Annotated in this window: 5 protein-coding genes; all 5 read right to left on the bottom strand. The window is 72.1% G+C overall.

Annotation, left to right across the window (positions count from 1 at the left end; all coding sequences use genetic code 11):
- A partial coding sequence (locus ACIRDX_RS20510) for an RNA polymerase sigma factor (RefSeq protein WP_396627297.1) occupies positions 1-210 on the bottom strand: 210 nt, incomplete at its 3' end.
- 135 nt (positions 211-345) lie between these two features.
- Positions 346-681, bottom strand: coding sequence for an MGMT family protein (locus tag ACIRDX_RS20505; protein ID WP_396627296.1), 336 nt, complete (start codon positions 679-681; stop codon positions 346-348).
- Between the two features lie 7 nt (positions 682-688).
- A complete protein-coding gene (locus ACIRDX_RS20500) occupies positions 689-1,276 on the bottom strand; it encodes an outer membrane beta-barrel protein (protein WP_396627295.1) in 588 nt (195 codons plus the stop codon).
- Positions 1,277-1,482: 206 nt separating this feature from the next.
- Positions 1,483-2,952, bottom strand: coding sequence for a S8 family serine peptidase (locus tag ACIRDX_RS20495; RefSeq protein WP_396627294.1), 1,470 nt, complete (start codon positions 2,950-2,952; stop codon positions 1,483-1,485).
- Positions 2,953-3,079: 127 nt separating this feature from the next.
- Positions 3,080-4,789 carry an alkaline phosphatase family protein gene (locus ACIRDX_RS20490; protein WP_396627298.1) on the bottom strand — a complete coding sequence of 570 codons (1,710 nt, stop codon included), beginning with the start codon at positions 4,787-4,789 and terminating at the stop codon, positions 3,080-3,082.
- Between the last annotated feature and the right edge of the window lie 137 nt (positions 4,790-4,926).

Raw genomic sequence — 4,926 nt, 5'->3', positions numbered from 1 at the left:
CGACGCGTCGCCCTTGTACGAATCCATCTTGCGGAAGGCCAGCAGGAAGATCTCCTGCAGCAGGTCCTCCGCGTCCTCGGCCTGGCCGAGCATGCGGTACGCCACGGCGTAGAGCCTCGGGCTGTGCGCCCGATAGAGCTCCTCGAATGCCGCCAGGTCTCCCGTACGGCATCGTGCGGCGAGCCGCACGTCGGCGGCATGACTCGTCACTGGCATCTTGGACGGTGAGGGGCACGCCGGCGTTGCCCGGCGTCGTTCATGGTACGTGCGGCGCCCCAGACGGGTTCGCGTCGCACGTGGCATTGCTGCGATGCCGGGATGCCGAGAAGGGCGTGGCGGGGCGACCTAGGGTTCCCAGCGAACGGCGGAAAAGTTCCTGATCCTCCTGCCGACCACCAGCACGCCCTCGGCACGCAGCAGCGCCGCCTTCTGGCCCTCCTGCCCGCCGTAGCCGCCCAGCGCCCCGCCGGCGGCGACCACCCGGTGGGCGGGGATGGCGCGCGGCGCGCCGTTGGCCATCAGCGTGCCCACCGCGCGTGCGGCGCGCGGCCGACCTGCCGCTGCGGCGACGTCGCCGTAGGTCGAGACACGCCCCGATGGGATGGCGCGGACGGCGTCGTACACCCGCGCCGCGAACGGCTTGTCGCCCGGCGGCGATGGCGCGGGCGTCCGGGCCTTCATCGCGCGGTCAGAACGTGAACAGGAGGCGCACCCGCACCTGGGCACCGCCCAGATCGGTCTCGTCGTAGTACGCCGACACACCGCCGCTCCCGATGGCGTCGGGCACCCAGCGGTAGAGCACGTCGGCTGACAGCCCGAGCCGGCGGCTGAAGGGCAGTTCGACCCCGCCGAGCACGTGATAGCTCCCGTGCGACTCCGACGAGTCGTCGCTCGACGAGGCGAACTCCGACGTCTCCTCGTAGTTCTGCAGGCCGAACCCACCGCCCGCGAAGGGCACGGGCCTGAACCGCGGCTTGCCGGTGGGGCCGAGCTTCGGCGCGCCCACGAAGCGCCACCCGATCGACACGTCCATCGGCATCATCGTCACCTGCGTGGGGATGCCGAGGTCGATCACCTCGCCGGTGTCGGTCACGAACACGCGCGAGCCCTCGGCCGCGAAGCGGCTCACGCTCACGTCGACGAACAGGTTGCGGCCGAAGAGCATCCCCCCGCCGCCGCCGAACACGGGCCCGCTCGAGGTATCGAGCACGGCCGAGAGGCTGTCGGCCGCAGTGAACGACTGGAAGCCGGCGAGCCCGAACACGCGCGCGCGCACCTGTGGCCCGCGCTTGCGTGGCGCCGGGGCCTCGTCGCCCGGAAGCGGGTCCTCAGGGGTTGGCGGTGTGACGGCGTCGTCAGGCCTTGGCGCGTCCGCCGGGACCACTGGGGGCGCCGGCGGTGCCGGGTCCTGTCCGAACGCGGGGGCGGCAGCCAGGACCGAGACCAGGAGCAGGAGGGGCAGGGAAGACCAGCGGTGCGAGCTCACTTGGCGATCCCCAGGCCCCGCAAGGTGGTCCGTGCATCGATGAGGCCGTGACCGTACTCGTTGTCACGACCGGTGGTGCCACGGTCGGAGGCGAACTGCCGGATGGCACTCTCGATGGCGGCCGGCGTCCGGATGCCCTGCGCATGCAGCAGCGCCGCCAGGCCGGCGACGTGCGGCGCGGCCATCGACGTGCCCTGGTACGCGTCGTCTTCGATCAGGTCGAAGCGCGGCGCCAGCTGGTTGAGGGCATAGCCGGAGGCGCGGTAGGTCTGCTGCCACACGCGCCCGGCCGCGCCGCCCACGCGGGTGTTCCCGCCGGGGGCGGCGATCTCGATGAAGTCCCCGGTCGACGAGTAGTAGGCGCGGTTGAGGTCCTGTCCGACCGCCGCCACGGCCATCACGCCGGCGATGTCGCGGGCATAGAAGGCTGGATAGCCGCGCTGGTTGCCTTCTTCGAAACGGTTACCGCCCGACACGGACACGAACACACCGCGCGAGACGGCGTACTGCAGCGCGCTCTCCACCGCGGCCGACGGCGAGGTGCCGCCGATGCTGACGTTGGCCACCTTGGCCCCGTTGTCGGCCGCATACCGCAGCGCGCGGGCCTGATCCGAGGCGAAGCAGACGCCGCCGAGGAACTGCGACGGCAGCGTCGACACGCCCTGATCGGCCAGGGCGAACAGCACCTCCCACTCGCCGAGGCAGACCTTGAGGGGCATGAGTCGCGCGTTGTAGGCCACGCCGACGCCGCTCTCGCTGTTGAGCTGCTGCCCTACCGTGCCGGCCACGTGCGTGCCGTGGCCATCCATGTCGTAGGGCAACGCGTCCTCGTACGCGAAGTCGTAGGGCGCGACGAGCCGCCCGGCCGGCGCGGTGTCGGTGGCGCGCGCGAAGGGGACGTCCACGATCTGCAGGCGTCCGTTGAAGAACCGCGGGAACCGCAGGACGTCGTTGGCCATCGCGAGGCCGCTGTCGATCACGGCGACGACCACGTCGCGGGCGCCCGGGTTGATGTCCCAGGCCCGCTCGAGGTTCATGGCCCGCAGGTGCCACTGCCGCGAGTACGACGGGTCGGTCGGGGTGACCTCCGGCCGCTGCAGGCTGTCGGGCTCGGCGAACTCGACTTCCGGACGGGCCGCCAGTGCCGCCGCGAGGGTGGGGACGTCGGCGTCGAGCGGCACGTCGAGCACGTCGAAGTCGGCGTAGGCATCGCCGCTGCGCAACTGCACGGCCAGGCCGGGCAATGCGGAGGTGACGGCCGAGGTCTGCGCCTGCGTGGGGAGACCGCCGCGGAACTTCACCAGCACGCGGCCGGGGACGTAGTCGGTGCCGAGGCTGGCGGCGGCGCGCAGGCGGGCGGCGAGGTCGGCGCGCGGGCTGCGCGTGGCGGCCGGTTCCTGGGCCGAGAGCGCGAGGCCGAGACCGGCCACGAGCACCAGCCCCATCAAGGTGGCGGTTCGACGCACGGGACTCACTTTCGTGTGACGCCCCCTGGGCACCGAAGCGCATGGCGCGAAGGTGCCGGCGCGCGGAGGGGGGCGACGCGCCTGGCAGGGGCTGACCCCTGCATTGTGTGTGTCGCCCCGGGCGGGGTCAAGGCTCCTTGCGACCGGTGCCGCCTGCCCCTGCGCCCGACATCGGGGCGGGCAGCCCCGGGGGCGTCGCGAACGCGTCGGTCCGAATGGTCCCGTCCGAAGCCGGGAGCGTGACGCCGATCAGCCGCCCGAGGGTGGGCGCCACGTCGGCGGGGCTGGCCGGGGCCGTGTACCGGCCGCGCCGGAACTGCGCGCCGATGAAGACCAGCGGCACGTGCTGGTCGTACTCGTACGGCGTGCCGTGCGTCGCCGTGATCTGGTAAGGGAACCAATACGGATCGGTGATGTAGATCAGGTCACCCGACCGGTTGGGATAGGCGCTCAGCCTGGCCGCGTGCGCCAGCGGGTCCGACTCGGCCTCGTAGCGGCCGGCCAGCAGGTCGCTCGTGCGCCACACGCGCGTCACGCCGGGAATCTGCTCGAACGAGCTGCGCAGCGACTCCCACGCCCGGTCGTCGAGATTGGTCAGGCGTGCCGCGGCGTCGAGCGACAGGTACAGCTCGGCCCCGGTCAGGCTTTCGAGCAGGCTTCCGCCGAGGCTCGCCGCCAGCACACCAGCGATGGCCTTGCGATCGACGATGCCGCCGCCCAGGCCGAGCTCGCGCATCTGCTCCGGGATGGGGCTGACGCCGTGATCGGCCGTGAGCGCCAGCGTGTACCGATCGCGGCCCACCTGGGCGTCCAGCGCCTCGAGCAGGTGCCCGAGGGTCACGTCGAGGCGCGCGAGCACGTCCTGCACCTCATGGCTGCGTGGGCCGTAGGCGTGGCCCACGGTGTCGAGCGCCGAGAAGCTGACGGCCAGGAAGTCGGTGCCCGCGCCCTGGCCGAGCCGCAGGTCCTTGACTGCCGTGGCCGCCATCTTCCCGAGGTAGGCGTCGGAGAACGGGCTCATCTGCCAGTTGGCGTAGAAGGCCGGGTCGATCGAGCCGTCGGCCCTGGGCGTCGACAGGCGGTGCGGAAAGAGCGGGCCGGTGCCCGACTCACCTACGCCATTGTCGGTGTACAGGTAAGCCTTTTCCGGCAGCGCCCGCGTCCACACCTCGTTGACGTCGCGCTCGACCGGATGTGCCGGCAGGTACGCCGCGAGGAACGGGTGTCGTTCCGGGCCGTTCAGGGCCGGCGACGTGACGAAGCCGCGCGCGCCGTCGTACCAGGCCGTTACGGTGGATCGGCGCCCGGCGAGCGAAATCGCCGCGCGTGCCTTCATGGAGAACGTGACGACCTGCGACGACGCCCCGAGCTGGGCGCGCATCTCGTCGGCCAGCGTCGGCGTGGCGATCCGTGCCCCGCTGTCGCCCGAGCGGGCCGGGGCCGCCCCATAGGTGACGTTGGTCACCGTGGCGTCCTCGGTGCACGCCACGTCGCGTCCCGTCGCCCGGTCGTACCAGACGTTCGAGATCATGCCGTGGATCTGCGGTGTCGACCCCGTCCCGATCGTGGCGTGGCCGGCGCAGGTCATCGTGCTCGCGTAGCGGTAAGCGGCCTCGGTGTAGTACGCCCCCTCGTCGAACAGCCGGCGCAGCCCGTGTCGCCACTGGTGGCCGAACTTGTCGACGTAGTCGCCGCGGAACTGGTCGACGACGATCACCACGACCAGCGCGGGACGCGTCGGACGTGCCGGGGTGGGCCCCTGAGCGCCGGCGGGGGCCGCCGGCAGCGCGAGGGCGCACGAGAGCAGGACGAAGCCGGCGAGCCGGCGCAGGCGCATGGACACGACGGCCGCCTACAGCCGCTCGAGCAGGAACGGCTTGCGGAACGACCGGCGGAGCATGGCGTTCGGTGCCTTGTGACTGGTCACCTGCATGGTGGCCGGGTCGTAGGCCAGCGTCTCGTTGGGGAAGTGCT

The sequence above is a fragment of the Luteitalea sp. genome (assembly GCF_044337415.1).
In the GTDB taxonomy this organism is placed as follows: domain Bacteria; phylum Acidobacteriota; class Vicinamibacteria; order Vicinamibacterales; family Vicinamibacteraceae; genus Luteitalea.
This window is presented reverse-complemented; position numbering and strand designations above follow the sequence as displayed.

Bases quoted from the DNA above. Each gene is read 5' to 3' on its own strand.
- ACIRDX_RS20505 (WP_396627296.1), bottom strand. From the start codon at position 681: ATGAAGGCCCGGACGCCCGCGCCATCGCCGCCGGGCGACAAGCCGTTC.
- ACIRDX_RS20490 (WP_396627298.1), bottom strand. From the start codon at position 4,789: ATGCGCCTGCGCCGGCTCGCCGGCTTCGTCCTGCTCTCGTGCGCCCTC.